At 61.2% G+C, this 26,841-nt stretch carries 20 protein-coding genes; 15 read left to right on the plus strand and 5 right to left on the minus strand.

The features are described from left to right. Positions 1–137 precede the first annotated feature (137 nt). Positions 138–2,981 carry a bifunctional [glutamate--ammonia ligase]-adenylyl-L-tyrosine phosphorylase/[glutamate--ammonia-ligase] adenylyltransferase gene (glnE, locus tag GSQ73_RS08080; protein ID WP_158882825.1) on the plus strand — a complete coding sequence of 948 codons (2,844 nt, stop codon included), beginning with the start codon at positions 138–140 and terminating at the stop codon, positions 2,979–2,981. A gap of 60 nt (positions 2,982–3,041) precedes the next feature. On the opposite strand, the gene GSQ73_RS08085 is transcribed toward glnE, so the two are convergent. Next, the gene (locus GSQ73_RS08085) at positions 3,042–4,043 is read right to left on the minus strand and encodes a mitochondrial fission ELM1 family protein (protein WP_158882827.1); all 1,002 of its coding nucleotides are present in this window, start codon (positions 4,041–4,043) and stop codon (positions 3,042–3,044) included. 133 nt (positions 4,044–4,176) lie between these two features. Between GSQ73_RS08085 and GSQ73_RS08090 the strand changes: the two genes are divergently transcribed. Beyond that, positions 4,177–4,770 (plus strand): malonic semialdehyde reductase, encoded by a 594-nt coding sequence (locus tag GSQ73_RS08090; protein WP_158882829.1) that lies wholly within the window; start codon positions 4,177–4,179, stop codon positions 4,768–4,770. 59 nt (positions 4,771–4,829) lie between these two features. Continuing rightward, on the plus strand, positions 4,830–5,423 hold the full coding sequence (locus GSQ73_RS08095) for a YceI family protein (RefSeq protein ID WP_158882831.1): 594 nt from the start codon (positions 4,830–4,832) through the stop codon (positions 5,421–5,423). A gap of 75 nt (positions 5,424–5,498) precedes the next feature. On the opposite strand, the gene GSQ73_RS08100 is transcribed toward GSQ73_RS08095, so the two are convergent. Further along, positions 5,499–6,722 (minus strand): Yip1 family protein, encoded by a 1,224-nt coding sequence (locus tag GSQ73_RS08100; RefSeq protein ID WP_254063330.1) that lies wholly within the window; start codon positions 6,720–6,722, stop codon positions 5,499–5,501. Between the two features lie 231 nt (positions 6,723–6,953). Between GSQ73_RS08100 and GSQ73_RS08105 the strand changes: the two genes are divergently transcribed. The 7 genes from GSQ73_RS08105 to GSQ73_RS08135 all read left to right on the plus strand — a co-directional run bounded on the left by GSQ73_RS08105 (position 6,954) and on the right by GSQ73_RS08135 (position 17,338). After that, positions 6,954–7,163 carry a zinc-finger domain-containing protein gene (locus tag GSQ73_RS08105; RefSeq protein ID WP_158882835.1) on the plus strand — a complete coding sequence of 70 codons (210 nt, stop codon included), beginning with the start codon at positions 6,954–6,956 and terminating at the stop codon, positions 7,161–7,163. A 78-nt stretch (positions 7,164–7,241) separates the two neighbouring features. After that, positions 7,242–8,369: a glycosyltransferase gene (locus GSQ73_RS08110; protein ID WP_158882837.1), complete on the plus strand. Its 1,128-nt coding sequence runs from the start codon at positions 7,242–7,244 to the stop codon at positions 8,367–8,369. 68 nt (positions 8,370–8,437) lie between these two features. Continuing rightward, a complete protein-coding gene (locus GSQ73_RS08115) occupies positions 8,438–9,736 on the plus strand; it encodes an O-antigen ligase family protein (protein ID WP_158882839.1) in 1,299 nt (432 codons plus the stop codon). Then, positions 9,726–10,508 (plus strand): glycosyltransferase family 2 protein, encoded by a 783-nt coding sequence (locus tag GSQ73_RS08120; protein ID WP_158882841.1) that lies wholly within the window; start codon positions 9,726–9,728, stop codon positions 10,506–10,508. Before GSQ73_RS08115 ends, GSQ73_RS08120 begins: the two co-directional genes overlap by 11 nt. Before the next feature lie 481 nt (positions 10,509–10,989). Further along, positions 10,990–13,344 (plus strand): protease pro-enzyme activation domain-containing protein, encoded by a 2,355-nt coding sequence (locus GSQ73_RS08125; RefSeq protein ID WP_158882843.1) that lies wholly within the window; start codon positions 10,990–10,992, stop codon positions 13,342–13,344. Between the two features lie 529 nt (positions 13,345–13,873). Further along, positions 13,874–16,234 (plus strand): S53 family peptidase, encoded by a 2,361-nt coding sequence (locus GSQ73_RS08130; RefSeq protein WP_158882845.1) that lies wholly within the window; start codon positions 13,874–13,876, stop codon positions 16,232–16,234. Between the two features lie 369 nt (positions 16,235–16,603). Further along, entirely contained in the window at positions 16,604–17,338 is a 735-nt protein-coding gene (locus tag GSQ73_RS08135) for a hypothetical protein (protein WP_158882847.1), read from the plus strand. Here the strand turns inward: GSQ73_RS08135 and lpxL are convergent. Next, a complete protein-coding gene (lpxL, locus tag GSQ73_RS08140; protein WP_158882849.1) occupies positions 17,335–18,282 on the minus strand; it encodes an LpxL/LpxP family Kdo(2)-lipid IV(A) lauroyl/palmitoleoyl acyltransferase in 948 nt (315 codons plus the stop codon). The genes GSQ73_RS08135 and lpxL overlap by 4 nt on opposite strands. Positions 18,283–18,362: 80 nt before the next feature. Between lpxL and waaA the strand changes: the two genes are divergently transcribed. Beyond that, entirely contained in the window at positions 18,363–19,652 is a 1,290-nt protein-coding gene (gene waaA, locus GSQ73_RS08145; RefSeq protein ID WP_174236076.1) for a lipid IV(A) 3-deoxy-D-manno-octulosonic acid transferase, read from the plus strand. 47 nt (positions 19,653–19,699) lie between these two features. On the opposite strand, the gene GSQ73_RS08150 is transcribed toward waaA, so the two are convergent. Together GSQ73_RS08150 and GSQ73_RS08155 are read right to left on the minus strand one after the other, a co-directional pair. Continuing rightward, a complete protein-coding gene (locus GSQ73_RS08150) occupies positions 19,700–21,124 on the minus strand; it encodes a TolC family outer membrane protein (protein WP_158882851.1) in 1,425 nt (474 codons plus the stop codon). A gap of 34 nt (positions 21,125–21,158) precedes the next feature. Beyond that, positions 21,159–21,818 carry a protein-L-isoaspartate O-methyltransferase gene (locus tag GSQ73_RS08155; protein ID WP_158882853.1) on the minus strand — a complete coding sequence of 220 codons (660 nt, stop codon included), beginning with the start codon at positions 21,816–21,818 and terminating at the stop codon, positions 21,159–21,161. 306 nt (positions 21,819–22,124) lie between these two features. Between GSQ73_RS08155 and GSQ73_RS08160 the strand changes: the two genes are divergently transcribed. From GSQ73_RS08160 to GSQ73_RS08175, 4 genes are all read left to right on the plus strand, one after another. Beyond that, positions 22,125–22,724 carry a TetR/AcrR family transcriptional regulator gene (locus GSQ73_RS08160; protein WP_254063331.1) on the plus strand — a complete coding sequence of 200 codons (600 nt, stop codon included), beginning with the start codon at positions 22,125–22,127 and terminating at the stop codon, positions 22,722–22,724. Between the two features lie 291 nt (positions 22,725–23,015). Then, complete coding sequence (locus GSQ73_RS08165) at positions 23,016–24,863, plus strand: sulfotransferase (protein ID WP_158882857.1); 1,848 nt, start codon at positions 23,016–23,018, stop codon at positions 24,861–24,863. A gap of 127 nt (positions 24,864–24,990) precedes the next feature. Next, positions 24,991–25,587, plus strand: coding sequence for a DUF892 family protein (locus GSQ73_RS08170; RefSeq protein ID WP_158882859.1), 597 nt, complete (start codon positions 24,991–24,993; stop codon positions 25,585–25,587). Between the two features lie 215 nt (positions 25,588–25,802). After that, positions 25,803–26,828 carry a DUF2333 family protein gene (locus tag GSQ73_RS08175; protein ID WP_158882861.1) on the plus strand — a complete coding sequence of 342 codons (1,026 nt, stop codon included), beginning with the start codon at positions 25,803–25,805 and terminating at the stop codon, positions 26,826–26,828. Positions 26,829–26,841: the final 13 nt, after the last annotated feature.

The raw sequence follows: 26,841 nt of genomic DNA on the forward strand, positions 1-26,841 counted from the left end.
GAACCCAGCGTAGGCGGAAACAGGCCGTTACAGCCTGCGCGAAACTTGTTCAACGCACCGGCGCCGCATCCGTGCACCTGCCTTGTGGCCATCCGCCTCAGGTCCGCAGCGGCATCGCACTGCGGCACAATGGCTCGATGGCTGCTCCTGAATCCGCCGCGCTGCGTGCGCTGATCGATGACCGCTACGCCGACCTCGCCGCGCGTTGTCGCGCGGCCGGCGTGCCGCTGCACGACGATGCTGGCGTGGCGGAACGGATTCGTCGCACCTTGCTGGCCAGCGATTTCGCATTCGATGTCTGGAGCAGGCAACCGCAGTTGCTGTCGCCGCAAGGGCTCGAGCGCTTGCGTTCCGGCAGCGATGCCTCCGCACGCATCGAAGCGCTCAAACTGCCGGACGACGAAATCGCCTGCATGGCGATGCTGCGCCGGTTTCGCCACGCCGAGGCGCTGCGGCTGGTGTTTCGCGACGTCAACGGGCTGGACGAATTGCCCGAAACACTTTCCGCCACCAGCGTGCTCTACGAAGCGCTGCTCGATGTCTCTTTGCGCTGGTCCGAAGGCGCCATGGCCGCGCGCTACGGCCACAGTCGCAGCATGGAAGGGGAGCTTCAGCGGTTGTTGGTGATCGGCTTTGGAAAACTCGGCGGCAGCGAACTGAATTTTTCGTCCGACATCGACCTGGTGCTGGCATATCCGCAGGCCGGGCAGAGCGATGGCGCACGGTCGCTCGACAACAGCGAGTATTTTATCCGCCTCGGCCGCCAGCTTGTGCGTTTGCTCAACGAACCGACAGTGGACGGCATCTGCGCTCGCGTCGACCTGCGCCTGCGTCCCTTTGGCAACTCGGGTCGGCTGGCGCTGTCGTTCGCGGCGATGGAGCAGTACTACCAGAGTGAAGGTCGCGACTGGGAGCGTTATGCGTGGATCAAGGCGCGGCCCGTGGCTGGCGATCGCGTCGCCGGCAAGCAGTTGCAGGAGATGCTGCGGCCGTTCGTCTTCAGAAAATATCTCGACTACACCGCGTTCGCCGGCCTGCGCGAAATGAAGGCGCTGATCGACGCGGAAGTCGCGCGCAAGGATCTTGCCGACAACCTCAAGCTTGGCCCTGGCGGCATCCGCGAAATCGAATTCATCGTGCAGCTCACGCAGTTGATTCGTGGTGGTCGCGAACCGAGCCTGCGCGTGCGCGGCCTGTTGCCGGCATTGACCGCTTGCGAAGCGCGCGGTCATATCGCCGCGAAACCCGCGCGCATGTTGCGCGAGGCATACATTCTCCTGCGCAAGGTCGAGAACCGCGTGCAGATGCTGCGCGATGCGCAAACGCATGACATCCCCGACGACGCGCTGAGTCGCGAGCGCATCGCCTGCGGTCTGGACTACGCCGATTGGGAATCGTTGAACCAGGCGCTGGCAAAACATCGCGCGATCGTCAGCGAGGAATTCGCCGCTGTTCTGATGCCGCAAGGCGGACGCGCCGCCAGCGTGCCTGCGGCGGACATGGTGCTGTGGCAACGCGCGTGCGACGAATCGCTCGATGCATCCACGCTCGAGGCCTGCGGCTTTGTGCCGGGCGGCGAGCTGGCCGATGCATTGCTCAAGCTTCCGATGGCTGCGCAGGTGCGCGCGATGTCCGTGCGATCGCGCGAGCGCCTCGATCACCTGATGCCGCAATTGCTCGGTGCCGCGCGCGAAAGCGCCGCGCCGGTGCACGCCCTCTTGAGGTTGTGCCGGCTGATGCAGACGGTGGCCCGGCGTTCGTCTTATCTCGCATTGCTTGAGGAGCAGCCGCTCGCGCGCAAGCGATTGGTGCGCCTGTTCGGTGACAGCGCGTTCCTCGCCGAGCGAGTCATCGCGCAGCCGTTGTTGCTGGACGACGTGCTCGATCCACGCATCGACCAGCTGCCGTTCAAGCGCGCGGATATCGCCGAGGAAATTGCACGCGTGCTCGGTACGCTGGACGAACGCGAAGCGGAGGCCGAACTCGAACGCATCAACGAGTTCAAGGCATCGACTGCGTTTCGGTTGGGGCTCGCGTTCAACGATGGTCGCGCCGATGCGGTCGCCACGTCGCGCCGACTTGCTGCACTGGCCGAGTCGGTGGTCGCCGCGGTGTTGTCGATGGCCGAGCGCGAGTTGATCGCCCAGCACGGTCGGTTGCCGGGAGAAAGCTCGGGTTTTTCGGTGCTCGGTTACGGCAGCCTCGGTGGCGAGGAACTGGGCTTCGCGTCGGATCTCGACCTGGTGTTCGTCTACGACGGCCGGCGCGCGCAGATGATGAGCGATGGCGCGCGCCCGCTTGAAGGCGCGCGTTGGTACCAGCGACTCGCGCAGCGCGTCATGAACTGGCTGACCGTGCTGACCCGCGGTGGTCGGCTCTATGAAGTGGATGCGCGCCTGCGTCCGGATGGTTCGAAAGGCCTGCTGGTCAGCAGCCTCGATTCCTTCGCCGCTTATCAGCGCGGACGCGCGTGGACGTGGGAACACCAGGCGCTGTTGCGCGCACGCACGGTGGCGGGCGATGCCACGCTCAACCTCCTGTTGGCCGATGTGCGTCGCGGCATCCTGGCGGTGCCGCGCGAACGCAACGCCGTGCTGGACGAAGTAAGCAGCATGCGGCAACGCTGGCGCGCGGAACGCGATCGCTCCGATGCGCGTCAACTGGATCTGAAGCAGGGTCGCGGCGGCCTTCTCGATATCGAATTTGCCTTGCAGGGACTGGTGCTGGCGAACGCGGCCGAACACGCCGGCCTGCTGCATGTCACCGCCAATGCGCAGTTGATCGAAGCGTGCCGCGCGGCCGGATTGCTCGACACGAATCAGGCGGCCATTCTCGGCGCGGCGCACGACAATCTGTTGCAACGCGCACTCGCCTGCACGCTGGATTTGCGCTCGCGCATCGCGCCGCGTGATGGGGCGCTCGAACAGATTTGCGCAGGCGTGCGCGAGGTCACCGGCGCCTTGGGATTCGGCTTCGGCTGAGCTCGTAACGCAGTTCGATGGTCGCGAAAATCCTTTCTCGTTACGTGGACTCTCCGGCTATCAGCGTGAATTCGAAAGAGCACTTCCATCGAACTGCCGTGCCCCGATGCGTCCGCGCAAGGTCATGGCGATTTGCGCGGTTTCGCGCAGCGGCTTGCGCGACATCGATGGCGCGTCATCGTGCAGGTCACTCAACAGGCCGGCCGCGCGAAGGCTCATGTGGAAGCGCTGGATTTTCCCCGGGAGCGGTGCCGTAACGAATGTCTGCACCGGACAACCGACGGCACACGCTTCACTGAGCATGTTCACCGAATCGGGCGTGACCACCAATCGATCAGCCCAGCCCAGCACGCCGGGATACGGATTGCGGCCATCGTCCCGCCCGGCCCATATCAAACCCGGCACGCCCTTGAACGCATGTCGCAGGGTTTCGACCAGTGCGTTCGAGGTGCGGCGCGAGGCGATGACCAGCAGGCTGCCGCCTTCGCGACGTTGACGTTCGAGCAGGCGTGCGGCGAGCGATCTTGCGTAGCCGGCATCGAGAACAACGCCCTTGCGTGGGCCACCCAGCAGCACGCCGACGCGTGGTTGTGGCAGGTCGACGAAATCGGGGCAGGCATCGCGGCCGTCAGCGAGCCATTCGTCGTCCACTGAATTGAGCGAACCCAGGGGCTGCAGAACGTTCGCACCCTGGACGCGATCATGCTGTGGTGCGATCACCATGTCCCAATGCGCCGGATCGATGCGTGGATCGAGAATCTGCACGGTGTAGCAGCCGCCATCGGACAAGCCACGCAACATGCGCGTGAACAAGGCGGCCATGCGACCGCACCCGATCGCGACGCTCGGCCACGGCGGCGCGAACACGGCGCGTCCGCTCACCGGCAATGCGAGCCGCTCGCCGGCGACCAGGCGCGGCGCCAACCACGACCACGGCGCGCGCGCGTGCAGCACCAGATGCCACACCGGCATGCCGAGTTGCTCGGACAGCGCCAGGGCTTGGCGCTGGTTGCCCATCGCGTCGTCGGTGATCGCCCAGCATTCGCCGTGCAGCTTCAACATGATGCTGGGGAGGTTCGCATTGTTTCCGATATCAGCACAGTACGTTCCTCTCGCCGTCATCTGTTGCCATGCAGACGCCTATACACTGACGCGCTAGCGCCATCGTCGGCGCGTCTTTCGACAGAGGATACCCATGAGCGAGTTGCTTTCCGAGACCAGCCTCGATGTGTTGTTCCGCAACGCCCGCACCTTCAACGCCTGGTTGCCCAAGGATGTGAGCGACGAGCAGCTGCGGCAGCTGTACGAACTGGCCAAGTTCGGACCGACCAGCGCGAATGCATCGCCCATGCGCGTGGTGTTCGTGAAGTCGAAAGAGGCGAAGGAGAAACTTGCCCCGCATCTTTCCGAAACGAACCGCGCCAAGACCATGGAAGCGCCGGTGACGGCGATCATTGCGACCGATGGCGAGTTCTACGAGCAGTTGCCCAAGCTCTTTCCGCACGCCGATGCGCGCAGCTGGTTCGTCGGCAACCAGCCGTTGATCGACACCACCGGTTTTCGCAATTCGACTTTGCAGGGCGCTTACGTTTTGCTGGCGGCGCGTGCGCTCGGGCTGGATTGCGGACCGATGTCCGGCTTCGACAATGCCGGCGTGGACGCGGCGTTCTTTGCCGGCACGGCAGTCAAATCCAATTTCCTGATCAGCATCGGCTACGGCGACGCCAGTCGCAATTTGTTCCCGCGCAGTCCGCGCCTCGCGTTCGACGAGGCGTGCACGATTGCCTGATTCGCCCTGATATAACGCGTCATCCCGTTCGAATTCCACCATCTCCGAGGAGCCACCCCATGCGCGTATTCAAGTATCTCGTTCTCGCCGGCCTGATCGGCACCGCCGTTTCGGCGCAGGCTGCACCGGTCACCTATCAGCTCGATCCCGGCCACACGATGGTTCTGTTTACCTGGAACCATTTTGGCTACTCCAACCCGACCGCCAACCTCGGTCTGGGTGAAGGAACGCTGGTATTCGACGAGCAGCACCCGAACAATTCCAGCGTGCAGGTCACGCTGCCGCTGGCCAACCTCGACACGCATGTGCCGGCGCTGGACAAGCACCTCAAGGAAGCCGATTTCTTCGACGCCGACAAGTTTTCGACGGTGACTTTCAAGAGCACGAAAGTGCAGTCGCTTGGCGGGCACAAGTTCAAGGTGACAGGCGATCTCTCGGTCCACGGCGTGACCAAGTCGGTCGTGCTGGACGCCACGCTGAACAAGGTCGGTCCGCACCCGATGATGAAGGTGCAGGCAATCGGTTTTGATGCCACCGCAACCATCAATCGCAAGGACTTCGGCGTCGGTGCCTATGTGCCCGCCGTGAGCAACGAGATCAAGATCCGCATCACCACCGAAGGCTCGGTGCCGAAGGCCGGCGCCGCCAAGTAAGCGGGCAAAGTTCTGGCGAATAAAAAAGCCGCGCTGAAAGGTGCGGCTTTTTCGTGCGTGTCGAAGTGCGGCGGCTCAGTCGGATTTCACGCCGGCATTCTTCATCGACTCGAGCTTCGCCAGATCGACGACTGCGACTGCACGCTTCAGTTGATCGATGCTGTCCGAATTGCCGTTGGCCTTGACCGTGAAGCGCTTGCCGAGCACCACGCTGTACTCGCCGGATTTGGATTGCGAATCCCATTCCTCGTGCACCATATGGCCATCGGCGGTATACGTCTTCTCATACCCGTGGTCGGTTTCTTTTTCTTCTTCCGGCGCCATGGCCGCAGCCATGGCCATCAAGCCCTTGGCGCCGCCCGTGTCGGTGACTTCCAGCGTGATGTGCTGGCTGCCGTTGCTGTATTCGGCGGTGGCATCGGCCACCTGCATGCCCATGGCGCCATTGCGCTGGGCGGAAATGCTGGTGCGCTTCAGGTCGCCCAAACTGTCGGGCAGAAACGTCTTGATCTGGTCCGGAGCGAGCGCCTCGACGGCTCCATTGCTGCCGGCGAGCGCGCCCATCATCTTGCCCATCGCCGCGGACTGCGCGCTGCTGTCACCGGACTTTTGCGCTGCATCCATCTCCTTGCCGGCCTGCTCCGCGCGCTGGCCCATCGCCGCGAGTTTTCCGAGTGCGCTGTCGCCATCGACGGTCACGGCATCGCCATCGCTGCCGGTGATGTGCATGCCACCGCCCATCGCCGCGCCGCTCAACGCAGCGGTACCGATCACGCCGGCGACGATGAACCCGATGATCCACATCAGCACGAAAGCGATGAGGATGCTGACGGCCGTATAGCCGGCCGCTTTCTCCGGCGGACATTTCATCGTGTGTGGCAGGCCGACATAGAGCAGGTAGATGGCGTAGATATTGCCGGCGAGCGCGATCATCCAGCCCAGCCAGGGAATGATCACGAAGATGCCGGCGACCCAGCTGGCCGTCCATGCATAGGCAATGGTTTTCAGCGCCTGCACGCTGTCCTTTTGTCCGTTGAACGTGGGCGCCAGTGCGTTGACGATCAAGGCCATCACATAGACGAGCACCAGCCCGAGCGCGTAGCTCATCAGCATGCCGACGACGCCCATCGCCATGGGTGTACGCACGGTGATGCCAAACACCGTGGTGCCGATCAGGCTGCTCTTGATGAAGCCGGCGATGGCTGGCAAGGCGGCGAGGATCACGATGTATCCCGCGTAGAGGCTGCTGGTAGTGGCCGGCTCTGCGGCGACCAACGGCCATTCGGTTCGTGGTGTCATCAGGATGGCTTTTGCGCGTTCGACTATTTTTCCGAAATCCATGACATTCCCCCGGCGAAGTCGCATGACTAGAAGTTCCGGCACACGACCGGACACGCGGATTCTGTGCCCTCGTCTGCACGATCTGAATTGACCGCACGAACTATGTCGTTCGTTGGGGCCGGGCACTCTCGATAAGCCGGCACCGCCTGCTACCATTCCGTGCTGATGTTTCATGTCTGGAGTCTGTCGATGTCGTCCCTTCATTCCGCAGCCACGCCGCTGGTGCCGGCAAATGCCGAAAATCGTTACGAAGTGACGCGGTCGGACCTGCCACTGTCCTGCCCGATGCCCGGCATGGAACTGTGGAATTCGCATCCGAAGGTCTACTTGCCGATCGTCGACGATGGCGGCGAATCAACCTGTGCCTACTGCGGCGCGCGCTACGTGCTGCGCGACTGATCCTCAGCGTGTTGCGAGAGGATCTCGCGGCACCTTTTTTGCTTGACTCCACGGATGAAGGTTTCCAGTTCAGAACTCATGTCGAGCACCGCTGCCCCCGCCAAATTGCTGACCGTCGTCCAGTTGATTCCGGCGATGCTTGCCGGTGGCGCGGAACGCTCGGCGCTGGAGATCGCGCGCGCGCTGGTGAAAGCTGGCCATCGCTCCATCGTGGTATCGGCCGGGGGCCGCCTCGTGCAGCAACTCGAGGCGGAAGGGAGCGAGCACGTCACGCTCGACATCGGCAGCAAATCGCTACTGACACTTTCGCGCATTGGCGCACTGCGACGCCTGCTGCGCCAGCTCCAGCCCGATATCGTGCACGCCCGCTCGCGGTTGCCAGGCTGGATGGGATGGTGGGCAATGAAAGGCATGTCACCGCCACCGCATTTCGTCACCACGGTGCACGGACTCAATTCGCCGGGGCGCTACAGCAGCATTCTGCTGAGAGGCGAGCGCGTCATCGTCGTTTCGCAGACCCTGCGCGATTTCGTGATGAGCCATTACCGATGGCTGGAGCCATCGCGGGTAAGGGTGATTCCACGCGGCATCGACCCCGACGCTTTCCCGTACGGGCATCGACCGGACGACGCCTGGCAGCGTGCGTTCTACGCGGAATACCCCGCGCTCTCAGGTGCGCCCTTGCTCACCTTGCCCGCGCGCGGTACGCGCCTGAAGGGTCATCACGACGCCATCGAGCTGCTCGCCGACCTCAAGCGTCGCGGCATCGAGGCACGCTTGTTGTTGCTGGGTGTGGCGGAGCCCGGTCGCGAAGCGTATCTGAGCGAACTCAAGGAGCTGATTCGCGTGCGCGGCGTGACATCGCAGGTCGTGCTGACACCGCCGCGTGACGACGTGCGCGACATCTACGCCATTTCGGCGTTGATCCTGCAATTGTCGAACAAGCCCGAATCGTTCGGGCGCACCGTGATCGAAGCCTTGTCGCTATGCCGACCGGTGCTCGGATACGCACATGGCGGCGTCGGTGAACTGCTTGCCGAACTCTATCCCGCCGGTCGCGTGCCTCCGAGCGATCGCGAACGGCTGGTGGAACGTGCGGCCGAACTCTTGCGCGTGGCTCCGCCCATTTCGCCGTTGCAAAGCTATCGCCTGATCGACATGCAGCAATCGACGCTGGCGCTCTACGACGAAGTCGCGGCCAGCTGACCAAGCACGCCTGCGTTCGCGCGCGCTTGCCGCCTACAATGGGTGACCGTCTTCGTTCCGGTTCACGCATGATTCCTTTCCGCAGCAAGCTCAAGGCCGCATTGCATTCGCCGTTGCTGCCGTTCTGGCTGGTGATCACCTTGCTGCCGTTCGGCCGCAGCTCCGAGCTCGGAACGTTTCTCTGCCTGGTCGGTGTGATCCTGCTGTTCGTACGCGAGCCACGCGTGCTGGAAGAACATGGCGGTGCGCGGTTGCTGCTTTGGCTGCTGGCGGCTTACGTCGGCGCGGCGCTGATTTCATCGATCGATTCGGTGGTGCCGGGCAAAAGTTGGGGCACGGTTGCCGCGCTGTTGCGTTACGCGCCTCTCGGACTTTATGCGTGCTTCGCCATTCGTCGCGAGAGCAAATTGCAGATGCTGTATGTCGCCGTGGCCGGCGTGCTTGCCTTGTGGACGCTGGATGCATGGGTGCAGACAGTGACGGGCTGGAGCGTTGCCGGGCGCGCCAACGCGGAACATCTGTCCGGCATTTTCGGCGCCGAAAATCTGAAGCTCGGGCCGACGCTCGCGGTGCTGTCGCCCTTCGCACTGTGGACCGCGCGCAAGTACGGCGGTTTGCCGGGCTTGCTCCTGTCGTTCGTGCTGATGCTCGGGCCGGTATTGCTTGCCGGCTCGCGCGCGGCTTGGCTCTGCTATGCGCTGGTGGCGATCGGGTTTGCGTGGCGCGAGTCTCGATCAGCGTGGCGGTTCGCGGCATTCTGCGCGGGCGCAGTGTTGTTGCTGGCGATTGCCGGAGGCATCGCGTGGAAAACTTCCGAGCGCTTCCAGCAGCGAATCGACCGCACGATGCTTGCGTTGCATGGCTCGAGCCAGTCCATTGATACGGCGATGACCGGCCGGCTCGATATCTGGCAGGCGAGCTTGAAAATGATCGCGGCCCATCCGGTCAATGGCGTGGGCGTGCGTGGATTTCGTGATGCCTATCCGCGGTACGTGGCGCGTGACGACCACTTTCTTGTCGCCGAACCGTGCGGCGTCGGCGAGGGTGCGTGTCACGCGCACCAACTCGTTCTGGAAGTCCTCACCGAGACCGGCGTGATTGGACTGTTGTTGTGGCTTGCAGCGGCGGCATTTGCGTTGCGCGCATGGTCGAAAGCGGGTGCACAGACACGCTCACGCGTGTTTCCGGTGACACTGGCGCTTGGCGTCATGCTGTTTCCAGTCAATACTCATTTGGCCTTCTATTCGGCGTGGTGGGGTTTGCTGTTCGGCTGGCTTCTCGGGCTGTGGTGCGCGGCGCTTTACGTGCAGCCGGACGCAGAACTCCCACCGGTGCATCGCACGCGCGGAGTAGTAAATGCCGCGTGATCCGCTATCGGTCGTGGTCACTACGTTCAACAACGCCGACACGCTCGACGCCTGTCTGCGCAGCGTGACATGGGCCGACGAGATCGTGGTGCTGGACTCGGGCTCGACCGATGCGACACAGGCCATCGCACTCCATTACAAGGCGCGCTTCCATGTGCAGCCGTTCGCCGGTTACAGCGCGCAGAAACAGGCTGCGATCGACCTCGCGACTCACGCGTGGGTGCTTCTACTCGACTCGGACGAGTCACTGGGGCCTGCGGCCCAAGCCGAACTGGATGCGGCGCTCACGTCTCCGCAAATGCAGGGCTATCAACTCTGGCGGCGCGAATGGCTGTTCTGGCGGTGGCAGTCTCCACGCAGCCGGCTCAATCACTACGTGCGATTGTTCGACAAACAACATGCGCGCATGAGCGGTCACGAAGTTCACGAGTCGGTCGTTGTCACCGGGTCCATCGGTGTACTTGATGTAGTCATCGATCACTACGGCGAGCGTGACATCGCAGGGCGTGTCGACAAAGCCAATCGCTATTCGACGCTGCAACAGCAAGATCTTGCGTATCGCGATGTGTCGTGGCTCGGCTTGCGCATGGTGGCGTACCCGACGGTCGCCTTTCTCCGCTACTACCTGTTGCGCGGCCACTATCGTTCGGGCTGGGCAGGCTTCATCGCTGCTCGCGTGCATGCGTTCTACGCGCTTCTCAAGTATGCCAAATTGCACGAGCACCGTGAGGCGATCAAGCGTGCCCAGGCGGACGAAAAGCCGCAGCCCTAGTCATCGGCGCGTCACTATTTTTCGTTCTACTCGCAGGAAAGGCGATAGAAAAACGCAAGTCGTTGACGGGTCACTGACGCAGTGCGTTCGACGGCGGCCCTTCACAACCAAACCATTGCGGATGTGTTCTCAGCGTTGCACACTCCGTAGACATGTTGAAGGCTTTCACGGACAGCGCCGCTACATGTCTTTCGAGTCACAGAAGGGGGGTTCGGTTACGTCATTCGCCCGCCATGGCACGCCGCCATGGCAACTACCCATGTGTGCCCGGGTTTGTTCGGCTGTGGGCGAACGACAGCAGATGACGACGTGGTATGTCGCGATGACTCATTAGTCCACAGCGACGTATCCGTTAGGCCAGTTGGAAGGCGGGCAACTGGTGGTATTCGAACGGCAGCCAAGGATGCAGCGCCGTTCGCGAAGTGGATCAGGCAAGTGCGCCATCAACTTTTGACCAACTTACATTCAAGGGGTTTCATCCATGAAGCAAAGCTATTTCATTCTCTCCGCATCCATTGCCGCCGCGCTTGCCAGTACATCTGTGATGGCGCAGCCGGTTGCGGCGAGTGGCCAGGCGCTGGCGGGCGTCAACACCGCCGAATCGGCGCGCGTCACGCAGGCCGTGAATGCCAACGTCGTATCTGCCGTCGCGCAGAGCCACCTGAAGTTCGTCAACAAGGCAAAGCCGGTCAGCCAGTTGGCTGATGCGACGCAGATGAATCACTTGCAGCTGATCCTCAAGCGCAGTGCACTGCGTGAAGCGGCCCTGACACAGTTCATGGCGGACCAGCACAATCCGAAGTCCGCCAAATTCCAGCAGTGGCTCACGCCGCAGCAGTTCGGTGATGCGTTCGGTGTTGCCGATAGCGACATCCAGGCGACCAAGGCCTGGCTGGTGTCGCAGGGCTTCACTGTCCACGGCGTTTACCCGAACAAGATGCAGATCGATTTCAGCGGTACCGCCGGTCAGGTGAATCGCTCGTTCCATACGCAGGAAAACAATTACAAGCTGGCGAACGGCACCAGTCATGTGGCGAATGCGCGCGACATCAGCATTCCGAGTGCGCTGTCGGCCGTCGTCGTCGGCGTGGCTGGCCTGAATGACTTTCATCCGAAAGCGCTGTTGAAACAGCAGAAGGCCATGAAACTGGATCCGTCCGGCAAAGGCCTCGCCCTGAAACCGCTGAACGCACCGGTTGCGGTGGCGAAGACGGGCAAGAAAGGTCAGGCGATCAGCTTCACTAACGGCGCTCGCGGTCTGGTGCCGAATGACATCGCCACGATGTACAACTTCAAGAGCCTGCGCACGAATGGCGTGGTCGGCACCGGCATCACGATTGCGGTGATTGAAGATGCAGACATGGTTGAAGCGGACTGGCCTAACTTTGTCACACAGTTCAATCTCGTTCAGTACGGCGGTACCTTTGCCCAGACCCATCCGGTCGGACCGAGCCAGTGCGATGCGCCAGCGACGGCGACGGCGACTACTGAAAGTGGCGAAACGGTGCTCGACGCTGAGTGGGCTGCCGCGGTTGCTCCGGGTGCGGCCATCGTGGTCGCCACCTGTGCCGATACCGGCATCGACAACTTCTTCGGCGGCGTGTTCGCTGCCGGTACCAACATCATCAACGCGGATGTGCGTCCGAACGTCATCAGCGCGAGCTACGGCTTTGGTGAGTTCTTCACCGATACCGCGAGCAAGACCGCGATCGACTTGATGTGGGCGCAGGCCGATGCCGAAGGTATTTCGGTCTTTGTGTCGACCGGCGATTCCGGCTCCAACCCGAGCTTCAACGGCCGCCTCATCAACAGCTATTACGGCGGCACGGCAGTGGATGCCAACTCGTTCGCCACTTCCACCAACGTCACCAGCGTGGGCGGTACCGACACCGCCGACGTCCTTGATGGCACCACCAGCAAGTATTTCGCCCCGACTCACAGCGTGGTCGGTGGATCGGCGTTGTCCTACGTGCCGGAAATTCCGTGGAACCAGTCGTGCGGCAACGGCGTGGCAGCCAAGTCTCTGGGCTACAGCAGCGCTGTCGATTTCTGCAATGCGGATGTGGCCGGTGACATCGATCCTTCACGCAGCCCGGGCTTCCAGTCCGAGGCTGGCAGTGGTGGTCCATCGTCGGTGGTGCGCAAGCCGGTTTGGCAGCGTCAGATTTTCAATGCCGCCAGGGATCAGTCGCGCGATCTGCCCGACGTATCGTTGTTCGCGGGCTCATTCGCTGGATTGACCTGGGCCATCGATTGCACGGCGAAGTATCCGTGCTCGCCCGATTTCTCGGGAGAGATTTCGATCACGGGCGGTACTTCGTTGGCCTCGCCGATGTTCGCCGGTATCCAGGCACTGATCGATCAAGGCCTGGTCATGCGCGGGTTGCAGGCGAACCAGGGTAATGCGGCCCCAACGCTGTATGCACTGGCTGCCAATGAGTACGGTGGTTCCACCGGCATTGCACCTGCAAGCCTGGCTGCCTGCAACTCGGACAATGGCGCTACGGGCACGTCCGCCTGCGTGTTTCACAACATCACGCGTGGTTCGATTTCAAGCAATTGTTACGATGCGCAGCCGTTGTTCACCACACCTAATTGCTACTTCTACACTTCCATACCGGAAAATGGTGGGGTAACGGTCCGGGTTGGTCTCACCACGACGGATGCGAGTCCGACGACCTACTCGAATACCAACAAGGCGTTTATTGCGCAGCCTGGCTGGAGCTTTGCCAGCGGCCTCGGCTCGGTGGATACACGTAACCTGCTGATCGCGTGGCGCGCCTTTGTCAACGCACCAGCTGCAGCTCCGGCAGCGACCGCGGCGCTTTCGAAGTAACGACTACAAGTTTGCCTTCACGCAAAAACACATTGATGTGTAAGAGCGTCCAAGCGGCAACAGCTTGGGCGCTTATCGAAATGGAATATGCCTTCACAAATGTGAATATTCATATTTGTGAAGGCTGTTTGTGCTGCATGAATTGATAGCTGGAGCACTGGCTCGCTAAATACGGGAACATTACGTCTACATAATCTTCACGTTCGATTTCAATCCTTCTTGGAAGTTATTCGGTGATTTCAGCGGGTCGATTTTTTTTCGTTGCGGATTGCGCCAACAGGTCGCAAACTCGGTGGAGCCGCTTCTATCAATTTGCTTAAACGGGAGTCGATAGTTTTATAGGGATAGCAGGCAAGACGACAAGATTGCAGGTGCAATGCCTTCATCGTGTCGCACAAATCGACGGGGTCCAACGGCGGCGATTTGAAACAGGGGATGTGCAGAAGTAGGGATGTCGTGAGTGCTAATCGCAAGTGGATAAGGCAAGTACGCCATCAACTTTTGATCAACTTACACAAGGGAACTCATCATGAAACAGAAGTACCTGACCCTGAGCTTGTCCATTGCCGCCGCGCTGGCCTGTACGCCAGCGGCATTGATGGCCCAGCCAAGTGCTGCCGGAAATGCAGCGTCCACTGGCGAAGCCGGACGGATAACCCAAGTCGTCAACAGCACCTCACTCGTCACGCTTCCCAAAACCCATCTCGGATTCGTCGGCAAAAAATCTGCCGTCAATGTGGCCGATTCGACCAAAATGAATCACCTGCAGTTGATCCTCAAGCCCAGCGCGCTGAGGCAGGCTCAGATGGAGACGCTGATTGCCAATCAGCACAATCCCAAGTCGGCCCAATTCCAGAAGTGGCTGACGCCGGCGCAATTCGGTAATGCGTACGGCGCTGTCGATAGCGATATTGCTGCGGTGACCGCCTGGCTTACATCGCAGGGTTTCACCGTCAACAGCGTTTATCCCAACAAGACACAGATCGACTTCAGCGGCACCGCGGCACAAGTACGCGCGGCGTTCCACACGCAGGAAGGCATCTACACGATCGGCAAGCAGAAGCACCTTGCCAACAGCAGCGACATCAGCATTCCGGCTGCATTGAAGTCGGTCGTCGCAGGCGTGATGGGCTTGAATGACTTCCATCCGAAGTCGTTGCACAAGAAGTCCGAAATCGCGCAGTGGAATACTTCGAAGAAAGGGTTTGTTTCAAAGGCCAAGAATGCCGCAGACGCGAAGTCCGGCGCCAAGGTCATCAATCAGGCGATTTCCTTCAACGGTGGCGCGTTGCGCGGCTTGGTGCCCGACGATGTGGCCACGATGTATAACGTCGCTCCGCTGCGCGCCAATGGCGTGACCGGCGCAGGTGTCACCATTGCGGTGGTGGAAGACGAAAACATGGTGCCGGCTGACTGGGACAACTTCCGTACTCAGTTCAACCTCGCTCAGTATGGCGGCACGTTTGCCCAGGTGGCTCCGCCTGCCGCAAGTGGCCCCAACAACTGCATCGATCCGGGCACGCAGTTCGGTACCGAAGACGGTGGCGAAACGTTGCTCGACGCCGAATGGTCAACGGCCATCGCTCCGGGCGCCAACATCGTGGTCGCCAGCTGCTCTGACTACGACGCCGACTTCGACCCTGCCACCGACAATTTCTTCGGCGGTACATTCATCGCGGCTACCAATCTGATCAACCAGACAAGTGGACGTCCGAACATCATCAGCGCCAGCTATGGCTACGGCGAATATTTCACCGATACGGCCAGCAAGACGGCTATTGACCTGATGTGGGCACAGGCGGATGCGGAAGGCATCTCCGTCTTCGTGTCGACGGGCGACTCCGGTTCCAACCCGAGCTTCAACGGCGGGTTGATCAACGGCTATTACGGCAACTCCGCCGTGGACGCCAACTCGTTCGCAACCTCGCCGCACGTCACGGGCGTTGGCGGCCTGGATACGGCTGACGTTCTCGATGGGACGACCAGCAAATATTTCGCGCCGACCACCAACCCGAATGGCGGTTCGGCACTGTCGTACGTGCCCGAGATTCCGTGGAACCAGTCTTGCGGTAATGGCGTTGCAGCCAAGTCGGTCGGCGGCTTCAGCAGCGCTCTGGACTTCTGCAAGGAATACCTCAAGTACGATCCCAACGGCGCCTACGCCACGTCCGAGGCCGGTAGCGGTGGCCCATCGTCCGTGGATGCCAAACCGGCATGGCAGCGGCAGATCTTCAACGCGGCGAAGGATCAGTCACGCGACCTTCCCGACGTTTCGTTGTTTGCCGGTTCCTACGGTGGCTACACCTATGTAGTTACTTGCACGTCCTACTACCCGTGTACTCCGGACTACTCCGGATCGACGGCTCTCAGCGGTGGCACATCGCTGGCGTCACCGATGTTTGCAGGCATCCAGGCGCTGATGGATCAAGGTCTGGCCGCTCGTGGACTGCCCATCAACCAGGGCAATGCGGCGCCGACGCTCTATGCGCTGGCGGCGAACGAGTACGGCGGTGCCACCGGCACGTCACCCGCCAGTCTGGCTGCGTGCAGCGCAGACAACGGCGCCACCGGAACGGATAGCTGCGTGTTCCATAACGTCACTCGCGGATCCATTTCGACGCAGTGTTATCAGCCTAACCCGGCGCTCTTCACGGATCCGTTCACAACCGCCAACTGCTACTTCTACGGAACAGTGGGGCAAGGGGCGGATCAACTTGGTTTGACCACGACGGATGCCGCTCCTACGGCATACGGCGTTGCCAACAAGGCGTACGGTGCGCAGCCGGGTTGGAGCTTCGCTGCGGGCCTGGGCTCAGTCAATGCAAGAAACCTGCTCATCGCGTGGCGCGCCTTCGTCAATGCACCGCCCGCACCACCGCCGGCACCGTAAGTTCTGAGGCATAACGATCCCTGGCGGTGTAATACCGCCAGGGATTTTTGAAAAAATAGAATGACGCACTGACGCCATATGGTTACGCCCCGCCGGAGCGCAGGCCGTTGCTTGAAACATGGATGCCAAACGCGACCCGACGTCGAAAGCGACGCAGCGGCCGCAGCAGTAAAATATTTGTGGCGTTTTCTGCAGAGTTTCACAGCGGGATTTCCGTTGCGAGTCAGAGATTTTCGGGATGGGTCGACACGCGGATATTCGTATCTGAGTGACGCGGCAACAAGGAAGCACAACTCGATGGAGATTCATCTACTTCTTATATAAATGACCCGTAGGGATAGCGGGGTCAACTGCCTTGGGGGAGGCTGCATGACCATTATCTCGGTACACCTGCCTAAAACCGCGGGAACAAGTTTTGGCGTTTCGCTAGCCATGCATTTCGGTGATCGGCTCAAGTATGACAACGGTGATCAGGCGATCTGCAAATCTCCGGTGGAGCGATGGCAGCAGACCATTGCTGCAGGGCTTGCCATGGCAGAGCAGGATCTCGAAAAGATCGAGTGTGTTCATGGGCATTTTCTGCCCGCGAAGTATTTGCCCCTTGGACAAAACCGCGCACTGACATTCGTGACGTGGATGCGGGAGCCGGTAGCGCGAATGTTTTCGCACTATCACTATTGGCGGCACAGTTACGATGAAGCGACCGCCGCGCCGCATCATCGGCAGATGATCGAGGAAGACTGGAGCCTGGAACGGTTTTGTTTCAGTGGGGAATTCAGGAATATTTACACGCAGTACCTGTGGAGATTTCCGATCGAAAAATTCTCCTTCGTGGGTATCTGCGAATATTTTCAGCAAGAGCTCGACGAATTTTCGAGTCGATACCTCTCGACCAAGTTGCCGCATCAACACCACAACGCCACACCACGCACTGCATCGATCGCCGAACTGGACGAAGGATTCCTGAAAGCCGTGCGCGATTTTCATGCCGCTGATGTGGCGCTCTACGCAAAAGCTTTGCGTCTGCGTCGGATTCGTCTCGACATGGCGAAGGATCGGATGCGTTTTGGTACCGGTGCGGAGTTACGGCACGCCGTCGGCTAGACGGAACGTTCTTGAGATGCTTTGCGCTCGTAGACATCCGGTTGGCCAAGCGGACGCGTCTTGAACCGCTTGTGTACCCACAGATATTGCTCGGGCGCCTCCCGTACCATCTGCTCGATGGAGGCGTTGACGCGTGCCGTATCGACACGCGCATCCGCACCGGGGAAATTTTCCAGCGGCGCGCCAAGCCGCAGTGCGTAGCCGCGACCATTCGGCAGTCGCCTGTGGAAGAACGGAATCACCATGGCGCCCGACATCCGCGCAAGGTGATGGGTCGCGGTGATTGTCGCGGCGGGGACGTCGAAAAACGGCGCGAACACGCTGTCCTTGCTGCGCATGTCCTGATCAGGTGCGTACCAGAGTGTGCCGCCGTTGCGCAGATGTTTGACGGTGCCGCGTATGTCGTCCTTGTCGAACATCGCTTCGGCGTAGTGCAGGCGAGCACGAAGCACGGTCCACTCGAACACGGTGGAATCCATTTTCCGGTACATGCCAGCGATGCGGATGCGTTCGGACACGAGGCGAGCGCATAGCTCGAGATGGGAAAAGTGTCCGCCGACCAACAGCACGCCCTTGCCTTGTGCGCGTGCCGATTCGAGATGCTCGAGTCCTTCGATCGACAGCGGGATGCGTGCCATCGCACGATCGCTGGCCATCCAGCCCAGCGCGAATTCGACCAGCATCAAACCGATGTCGCGCAGATTGCGATCGACCAGCGCCGCTTGTGCCGCTGCATCGAGCTCGGGAAAACACAGGCCGATATTGACCTGCGCGATATGCCGACGCGCCGAAGGAATGCGCAGCACGATCGCGCCCAGTCGTCGGCCGACAAACATCAGCAGCGAGTACGGCATGTGCGCGATCACCCAGATCACGCCCACGCCCAGCCATGCCGGCCAGTGACGTGGCGCTAGCAATGATCGGGAGAAAATGGGGCGAGGCATGCCGGGCATCCACGAATTGTAGCGGTCCGCATCCGGCGCGGCTCGCATGCGGCGCTGTCGCTATACTCCGGCGTCCATTGATGGATCGACCCTTGCGCTATCTCTATACCCTCGCGATGTTTCTGGCGACGCCGTTGCTGGTTCTGCGGCTACTCGCGCGCGGCGTGCGCTCGCGTCCCTATCATCGACGCTGGCCGGAGCGCTTCGGTTTCTTCGACGCGCCGGGGTTCAAGGACAGTTTCTGGATTCATGCGGTATCCGTTGGCGAAGTCAACGCCGCCGAACCACTGATCAAGGCGCTGCGCAGGGATTATCCCGGTGCGCCATTCGTCGTCACCACGATCACACCCACCGGCACCGCCCGAGTGCATCAACTTTTCGGCGACAGCGTTTTCCACGTGTATCTGCCGTACGACCTGCCGTTTGCCGTGAGCCGCTTCATGCGCCGTATCCAGCCGCGTTTGGCGCTGATTATCGAAACCGAAATCTGGCCGAACCTCTACTTTGCGTGTCGCCGCCGCGGCATTCCGCTCATGATCGTCAACGCGCGATTGTCCGAGCGGTCTTTGCGTGGATACAAACCGTTTCGCGGACTTGCGCGCTCGGCGTTGCGATGCGTGCGCCAGATCGCTGCGCAGTCGAGGACCGATGCGGCACGTTATCGATTGCTCGGGGCAGACCCGCAGCGGATCGTGGTGACGGGCAACATGAAGTTCGACATGCTCATTCCGGATGGCGCCGTGGCGAACGGCGATGCGATGCGCGAACACTGGGGCGCGCGTCGTCCGGTCTGGATGGCTGCGAGTACGCACGAGGGCGAGGAGCAGGCCGTGCTGGAAGCGCACCTGCAGGTGCTGCAGCGACTGCCGGACGCATTGCTGCTGCTGGCACCGCGCCATCCCGAACGATTCCGGCTGGTCGAGCATTCGGTGCGCAGTCTCGGCTTCACCGTGGGCACGCGAAGTGCCAATGCCATGCCGCTGCCGACGCATCAGGTTTTCGTGATCGATGCGATGGGGCAGTTGATGCCATTTTTCGCTGCGGCGGATGTGGCTTTCGTGGGCGGCAGCCTGGTGCCGATTGGCGGCCACAATGTGTTGGAACCGGCCGCGTTATCGACCCCCGTGCTGGTCGGCCCACACACGTTCAACTTCGAGGAGATCACCCTCAGCCTGATTCAGCAGGGCGGTGCCGAACGTGTGGGCAGCAGCGATCAACTCGGGCATGACGTGCTGCAGCTTTTGCGCGACAAGGACAAGCGTGAGCGCATGGGCCTGGCGGCGCAGAAGGTTTTCGACCGCGAACGCGGCGCAGTGCAGCGGATCATGAAATTGATCGACGTGGCGCTTCGGGAAAAAAATCATCCATGAAAAAAGCCGGCTGTATGCCGGCTTTTTTCTAAACCTTTCGCTTGCGCTTACTGCAGCAAGGTATTGATCGATTCGAGATCCTTCACGTCCGCCGTGCCCGCGCTCTGCTGCAGCAGCAGCTTGTTGAGGATGAACTGGTGGCGCGCCTGCGAGTAGCTGCCTTCGGACTGGGTCAGCGTCTGAATGGCGAGCAACACATCGGTCATGGTCTGCGTGCCGACTTCGTAGCCTGCCTTGGTCGCTTCCAGTGCTTTCTGCGCCGAGTCCACCGAGGCCTTGGCCGAGTCCACCTGCGAGATGCCTGCGATCACGGAGCGGAAATAATTGAGCGTGTCCTGCACCACCTGACGGCGCTGCAGTTCCATGGCATCGCTGGCGGCGTCGCGTTCGTCAATCGACTGCCGCACGCGTGACTGCGTGAGGCCGCCGGAGAAGATCGGTACGTTCAAGGTCAGCCCGATGGTGGTCGATGCCGGCGACCGCTGGCCGCTGGCATTGTCGTTCTGAAACCAAGTGGCACCCTTGCCGTAATTGACGCTCGCCGTGATCGTCGGCAGATGGCCGGCGCGCGCCGCGCTGATGTTGTGTTCGGCGGTCTGCACGTTGTACTGCTGCGTCAACAGATTCGGGTTGAGTTCCAGTGCCTGCTTGACCCAGGTGTCCGGATCGTTCGGCGAAGGCGGCTGCATTGGCAGGTCGTCGCGCAACTTTTTCAGCTCGCCGGTCGGCGTGCCGGTGATGACGCGCAACGCTTCCTTGTCGTTGTTGAGCGTGTTCTGCGCGTTCACGGTGGTGGTCTTGGCGTTGTCGTAGAACGCCTTCGCCTGATACACGCCGGTGATCGCGGCCAAGCCCACCTTGAACTGCTGATCGGCCTGCTCGTACTGCCGCTTGAACGCGTCTTCGTTGGCCTGCGCGAAGGTCAGCTGGTCTTCGTCGGTCAATATGGCGAAGTAGGCGGTGGCGACGCGCACGTAGAGATTCTGCACCGCTGCCTGATAGGTCTCGTCCTGCGCGCTCGATGCCGAATGCGCAGCCTTGAGGTTCGCGTACTGGCTGAAGTCGAGCACGGTCTGGGTCAGCGTGGCCGACGCATCGCGTGTGCGCGAGTGGCCACCCGATCCATCCGTTCCCGCACCGTTGCCCAAACCCGTGCATGCATACGTGCCGGTGCCTTCTGAAAGACCACTGCACAGATAGTCGTTGCCGTTTGTCCCCAGGCCGCTCAGGCCGCTTTCGTTGTCGGAATTACCGTTGGTCTGACTGAGCGTCAAACCTGCGCTGATCTGGGGAAGCAGCAGGGCACGGGCCTGGTCCACACCTTCACCCGTTGCGAGGCGGTTGGCATCGGCCTGCGACAGCACGGGGTCGTTGGCGCGCGCCTGACGATACGCATCAAGCAGATCCTCGCCATGGCTCGGCAGCGAAACGACGGCCATTGCCAGGGCCAGGGTGAGCATCTTCAAACGCATGGGTTGCCTCGTGGGGATCATTCGGGGATGCCAGTCAAAAAACGAAACGCTGCAGCGGTTCGGCATGGGTAAGGTAGGGCAGGTCGGTTTCGAACAAGGTCTCTTCGCGATAACGACCCGCACCTTCGTGCGTCAGTAACGTGGCTTGCTGCACCGGCGACTGGCCACGTACCACCAGCATGCGTGCGTCCGGCTTGAGCCACGACAGCCAGCGTTGCGGAATCTCGGCTACTGCGCCGGTGACCACGAGCGCATCGAACAGGCCGTCTGGCTGCCAACCGATGACCGCATCGCCCGTGACCAGGGCGACATTTCGCACGCCGGTGGATTCCAGCCGCTGCGCTGCGGCGCTGGTGAAATCGGCATGGATGTCCACGCTCGTCACGTGCGCCGAAAGGCCCGCGAGGCATGCTGTGAGAAACCCGGAACCCGTGCCGATCTCCAGCACATGATCGGTGGACTGAAGCTCCAGCGCCTGCAGCACGCGGCCTTCCACCACCGGCTTCATCATCACTTCGCCGTGACCAAGGGGAAGACAAAGGTCCGCAAAGGCGATCTGGCGGTGCTCCGCGGCGACGAAGTCCTCTCGATGCACGCGGCTGATGACGTCCAGCACGCGACCGTTGAGCACCTCCCACGGGCGCACCTGGTTCTCAACCATGTTCAGTCGCGCCTGCTCGAAGTTCATCGCCATCTTGCTAACGTCCCGTGCGGATCGAAAAGGTCAAAAAGGATAAGCGCTTGGCCTCATTCCGACAATGACAAGCCTGCCGGCTGCAAGGCAGAGCACGTAGTGCCGGAAGTCACCGCGAGCGGCTGACGAAAGTCACGCTTCGCAAGGCGTGCATTCCAGCCGTTTCTTTGTGCGCATTCCATTGAAAAGTGCGGTTCTGGAAAATAAATGAACCGCCGCGTATAATAAAGCCCGGTATTCCATTTGTGAAGGTGCATGACGGTGAGCGCGCAAATCAGACCCCAGGGCCCTGGACGTCCGAAAGACATGGAAAAGCGTGCCGCAATCCTCGCTGCGGCGAAGGCCTTGTTCATCCGCAATGCCTTCGCCGGCACCAGCATGGACGCCATCGCCGCCGATGCAGGTGTCTCGAAACTCACCGTCTACAGCCATTTCGGTGACAAGGACAACCTTTTCCGCGAAGTCATACGGTCACGGATTCAGGATCTCCTGCCGGAAGAAACCTATTTCCACGATCCGCAGGCGGACATCGGTGAAACCTTGCTGCGGGTGGCTCTTACCCACGCCCACCTCGATTGCAATGCCGAAACCGTCGGCACCTTCCGCGCCATTCTCAGCGACTGTCGCCAAGGCAACCCGCGCTACGGCAAGCTGATCTGGGAAGAAGGCGCCACACGGACCCACGGCTTGCTGGAACGTCTGCTGCGGCAAGCGGTTGACGCCGGCCAGCTTGAAATCGATGACGCCGCGCGCGCATCGGTGCAGTTTCTGACGTTGATCAAGGGCAACCTGATGATGCGGCAAATGTTCGGCTGCGCCGAATGCCCGCAGAGTTATGCAGAAGAAATCGAATCGACTGCGCGCGCCGGCGTGGTCATGTTCCTGCGCGCGTACAAGCCGCGCTGAGCAACTCCGTTCCCTGAGCTCCTGTGGTGCCCCGCTTCGCCATCCGCGAAGCCCAGTTCGGCGGCTCCACTTCGCTTGAAACATGCATCCACCATGATGCCGGGCGGGCGCTGCCGTCGTACGCACGCTCGTTCGATCTGTTCGCCATGAATGCGCTGTGTGATGGCATCATCGTCGATAGAATTTCTGTCTGTGCCGTGATCGATCGACAGTCATCCGCGGGGCTGGATGACTTGCTGAAGATAAAACGAAACGCCCAACAGTTCCTGCCAACCGATCAGGGAAGCGCCGATGAAATTGCAAGTTCCGTTTGTCCAGCTGCCCTTGCAGTTCAACGCCGAAGCGCTGGCGCGGGAAATCGATGCATTGGGCGTCGAGGAATGGCGCGAGCATCCGCAAAAATTTCCCGGCAATTTCGCGCTGCCGCTGATTTCCGTCGATGGCGATCCGGACAGTGATTCCGTATCAGGCCCGATGCGGCCGACCGCTTATCTCGCCAAGTGCCCATATCTGACCCAGGTGCTGGCAACGTTGGGCCCGGTCTGGGGTCGCACGCGCCTGATGAAGCTCAGCGGCCAAGCCGAGGTCAGTCCGCATTTCGACATCAATTATTACTGGCGCGAGCGCATGCGCGTGCATGTGCCCATCGTGACCCGCCCCGACGTCCGTTTCCTGTGCGGCGATGCCGAGGTCAACATGAAGCCGGGCGAGTGCTGGATCTTCGATACCTGGCGCATGCACCGGGTGATCAACAGCACCGACGTCGAACGCATCCATCTGGTGGCGGACACCATCGGTGGCGAGGCATTTTCGGGACTTGTGCAGCGCGGGCGCGCGCCGGGTTACGGTGCCTTCGAAGGCTGGCATGCGGAGCCTGTCGAACCGATCGACGGAGCGATACCGAAACTGCGATATGAATCGGTGAACATCCCGGTGGTCATGTCGCCGTGGGAAATGCGCGAGCACGTGCACTTTTTGCTCAGTGAGGTGCGGCCGCATCCGCAGCTGGCAGCGGCACAACAGGGAACGGCGCGCTTTCTGGTCCTGTGGCAGGAATTGTGGGCCGAGTTCGGCACCGACCGCGCCGGCTGGCCTGCGTATCGCAGGGCGCTCGCGGCTTTCGAAGCCTTCATGCAGCAGGTCGGAGCTTCGCTGACACTGGCCAACGGTGGCCTGCTGACTAACAGTCTGCGCATCATGATTTTGAGCGTTGCGTTGAACGACAGCGATCGCGTGCCCGATGGTTATGAGCCGAGGCAACCCGCGAAGGCCGAGGCGACGTCATCGGCGCCCGCGCCGGTTGCGCGCGATCCAGAATTCGATCGGCCGATCTTCATCCTCTCGTCGCCGCGATCGGGTTCGACACTGCTTTTCGAAACGCTCGCGCAAGCCTCCGATCTTTTCACCATCGGCCGCGAAAGCCACGCGCTGATCGAAGGCATGGAGGCGCTGCATCCGGCACGGCGCGGTTTCGATTCCAATCGCCTCGATGCCGAGGTCGCGACGCCCGAGCTGACGCACGAACTGCGTGATCGCTTCCTTTCCGAACTGCGCGATCGCGACGGCCATGCGCTCGATCAATTGCCGGTTCGCATGCTGGAGAAGACGCCGAAGAATACGCTGCGCGTTCCCTTTCTGGCGAAGATCTTTCCCGAGGCGCGCTTCGTTTATCTGTACCGCGATCCCCGCGAAACCTTGAGCAGCATGATCGAGGCGTGGCAAAGCGGAAAATTCCGCACCTATCCGGTGCTGCCGGGATGGAACGGTCTTCCATGGTCGCTCTTGCTGGTGCCTGGGTGGCGCGATCTGGATGGACGGCCGCTGCAGGACATCGTGGCGGCGCAATGGGAAGCCACCACCCGCATCCTGCTCGATGATCTCGAGGCGCTGCCCCGCGATCGCTGCGTCGTGGTTCGCTACGACGCTTTCGTTGCCGACCCCGCAAAGGAAATGTCGCGTCTCAGCGCTGCACTCGGCCTGACCTGGGATCGCAAACTCGAAGGCGCGCTTCCGTTGTCGCGTTACACCGTGTCGCAGCCAGCGCCGGACAAATGGCGCCGACATGCCGACCTGATCGACGAAGTGCTCCCGCGTCTGCAGGCGACCATCGAACGCGCTGAAAAATTCATCGCGCGCTGAGGGTTCTCCTGAAATTGCGCAAAGAGTGAAGCGGTCTTCACTTGGCTTTTCCATCAACGTTTCTACGATGACCGGACGTTCGATGTCCGTGCGAGCGATACCTTTCATCCATCCGCAGGAGCAAGCCATGGCCAAGACCAAGCCGTTCGTGACCGACATCGAGAACATCCGCAAGCGGGCGCGGCAGGACATCGACAAGGGTGCGATGACCGCCGGCTACGGCGCCGATCGTGAGACGGTGATCAAGCTGCTCAATCACGCGCTGGCCACCGAGCTGGTTTGCGTACTGCGCTACAAGTACCACTACTACATGGCTTCGGGCATCAACTCGCAAGCCGTCAAGGCCGAGTTCCTCGAACACGCGAACGAGGAGCAGGGCCATGCAGACCAGATCGCCGAGCGCATTACCCAGCTCGACGGCAAGCCGAATCTTTCGCCCGAAGGTTTGCTCAGCCGCAGTCATTCCGATTATGTCGAAGGCGTCGATCTGGTCGACATGATCAAGGAAGATCTGGTTGCCGAGCGCATCGCGATCGACAGCTATCGGGAAATGATCACTTACATCGGCGCCGACGATCCAACCACGCGCCGCGTGCTCGAAGGCATTCTCGCAGTGGAAGAAGAGCACGCCGAAGACATGAACACGTTGCTTGAGCAGCTCGGCAAGAAGGGTGAACCGGCCAAGCCTTCGCCCGGGAAAAAATCTTCCGGCAAGCGCGGTTGATTCATGCGCGGACGATGCAACACATCGTCCGCGTGGTCAGACTTCACCAGCCGGCAAGTACTCGTTGTCGCCAGAAAGTAGCTTATCTCTGCGCCGTCATTGATCTCGTTGCCGCGCGTCGCGGGGATCATCCATCGCAGGGTCCGGCACGTTTAGGGGCTTCGCTCGCCATCGGCCTGTAAGCTTCGCCTATCCCATCAGGCAGGAGCGTCGCGATGCAGAATCAGGATTCTACAAACCGTCGCTTCGGCGGCGCGCTTGGACGAACAGTGCTCGTCCTTGTCGTGGCACTGGTCGTTCTGATCGGCGGCGTGATGTGGTGGTGGGACAAGGAGCCGACGCTGTTCGATCCGGCTGCAGTCACCAAGGCCAAACTGCAGGAACTGAAGCGCCCCGCCAGCGTGGGTGCGACCACCACCGCCACGTTGATCGCCTCAGTCGATACGCTTCTGGACAAACGCGGCGGCTATATCAGCAACGACAAGCTGCCGCCGGGCGTGCTGATGGACAACGTGCCGAACTGGGAATTCGGTTCGCTGACCGCGTCGCGCGACCTGATGCGCGCGTTGCGCAACGACTTCAGCCGATCGCAGACGCAATCGACCGAAGACAAGGATCTGGCAGAGGCCGACCCGCTGCTTTCCAGTCCGAACGATCGTTGGCTGCTGCCGAGTTCCGAGAGCCAGTACACAAAGGCGATTGGCCATCTGGACGGCTATCTGTCGCGTCTCGGCGACGCGCCCGATGCCAATGCGCATTTCTATGCGCGCGCGGATAACCTCGCCGACTACCTGCAGATCGTGTCGTCGCGCCTTGGCTCGTTGTCGCAGCGATTGTCCGCCAGTGTGGGCCAGATCCGCATCGGTGACGTTGATGCTGCCGACGAACCTGCGGGCGCCAGCACGGTGCGCACGCCCGATGGCGGACGGATGGTGAAGACGCCGTGGACCAAGATCGACGACAATTTCTACGAAGCGCGCGGATACACGTGGACGTTGTTGGAACAGCTCAAGGCGTTCCAGCAGGATTTCGGTCCGATCCTGCGTAGCAAGCGGGCGGACGTGAGCCTGGAGCAGGTCATTCGCGAATTGGAAGAAGCACAGCGGCCGTTGAACAGCCCGATGGTATTGAATGGCTCGCCGTTCGGTTTCTTCGCCAATCATTCGCTGGTGATGGCGAACTACGTCTCGCGGGCGAACGCGGCACTGATCGATTTGCGCGAACTGCTTCGCCGCGGTTGAATTTCGGGACGCG

It is taken from the genome of Rhodanobacter sp. L36 (assembly GCF_009765755.1).
Classification (GTDB): Bacteria; Pseudomonadota; Gammaproteobacteria; order Xanthomonadales; family Rhodanobacteraceae; genus Rhodanobacter.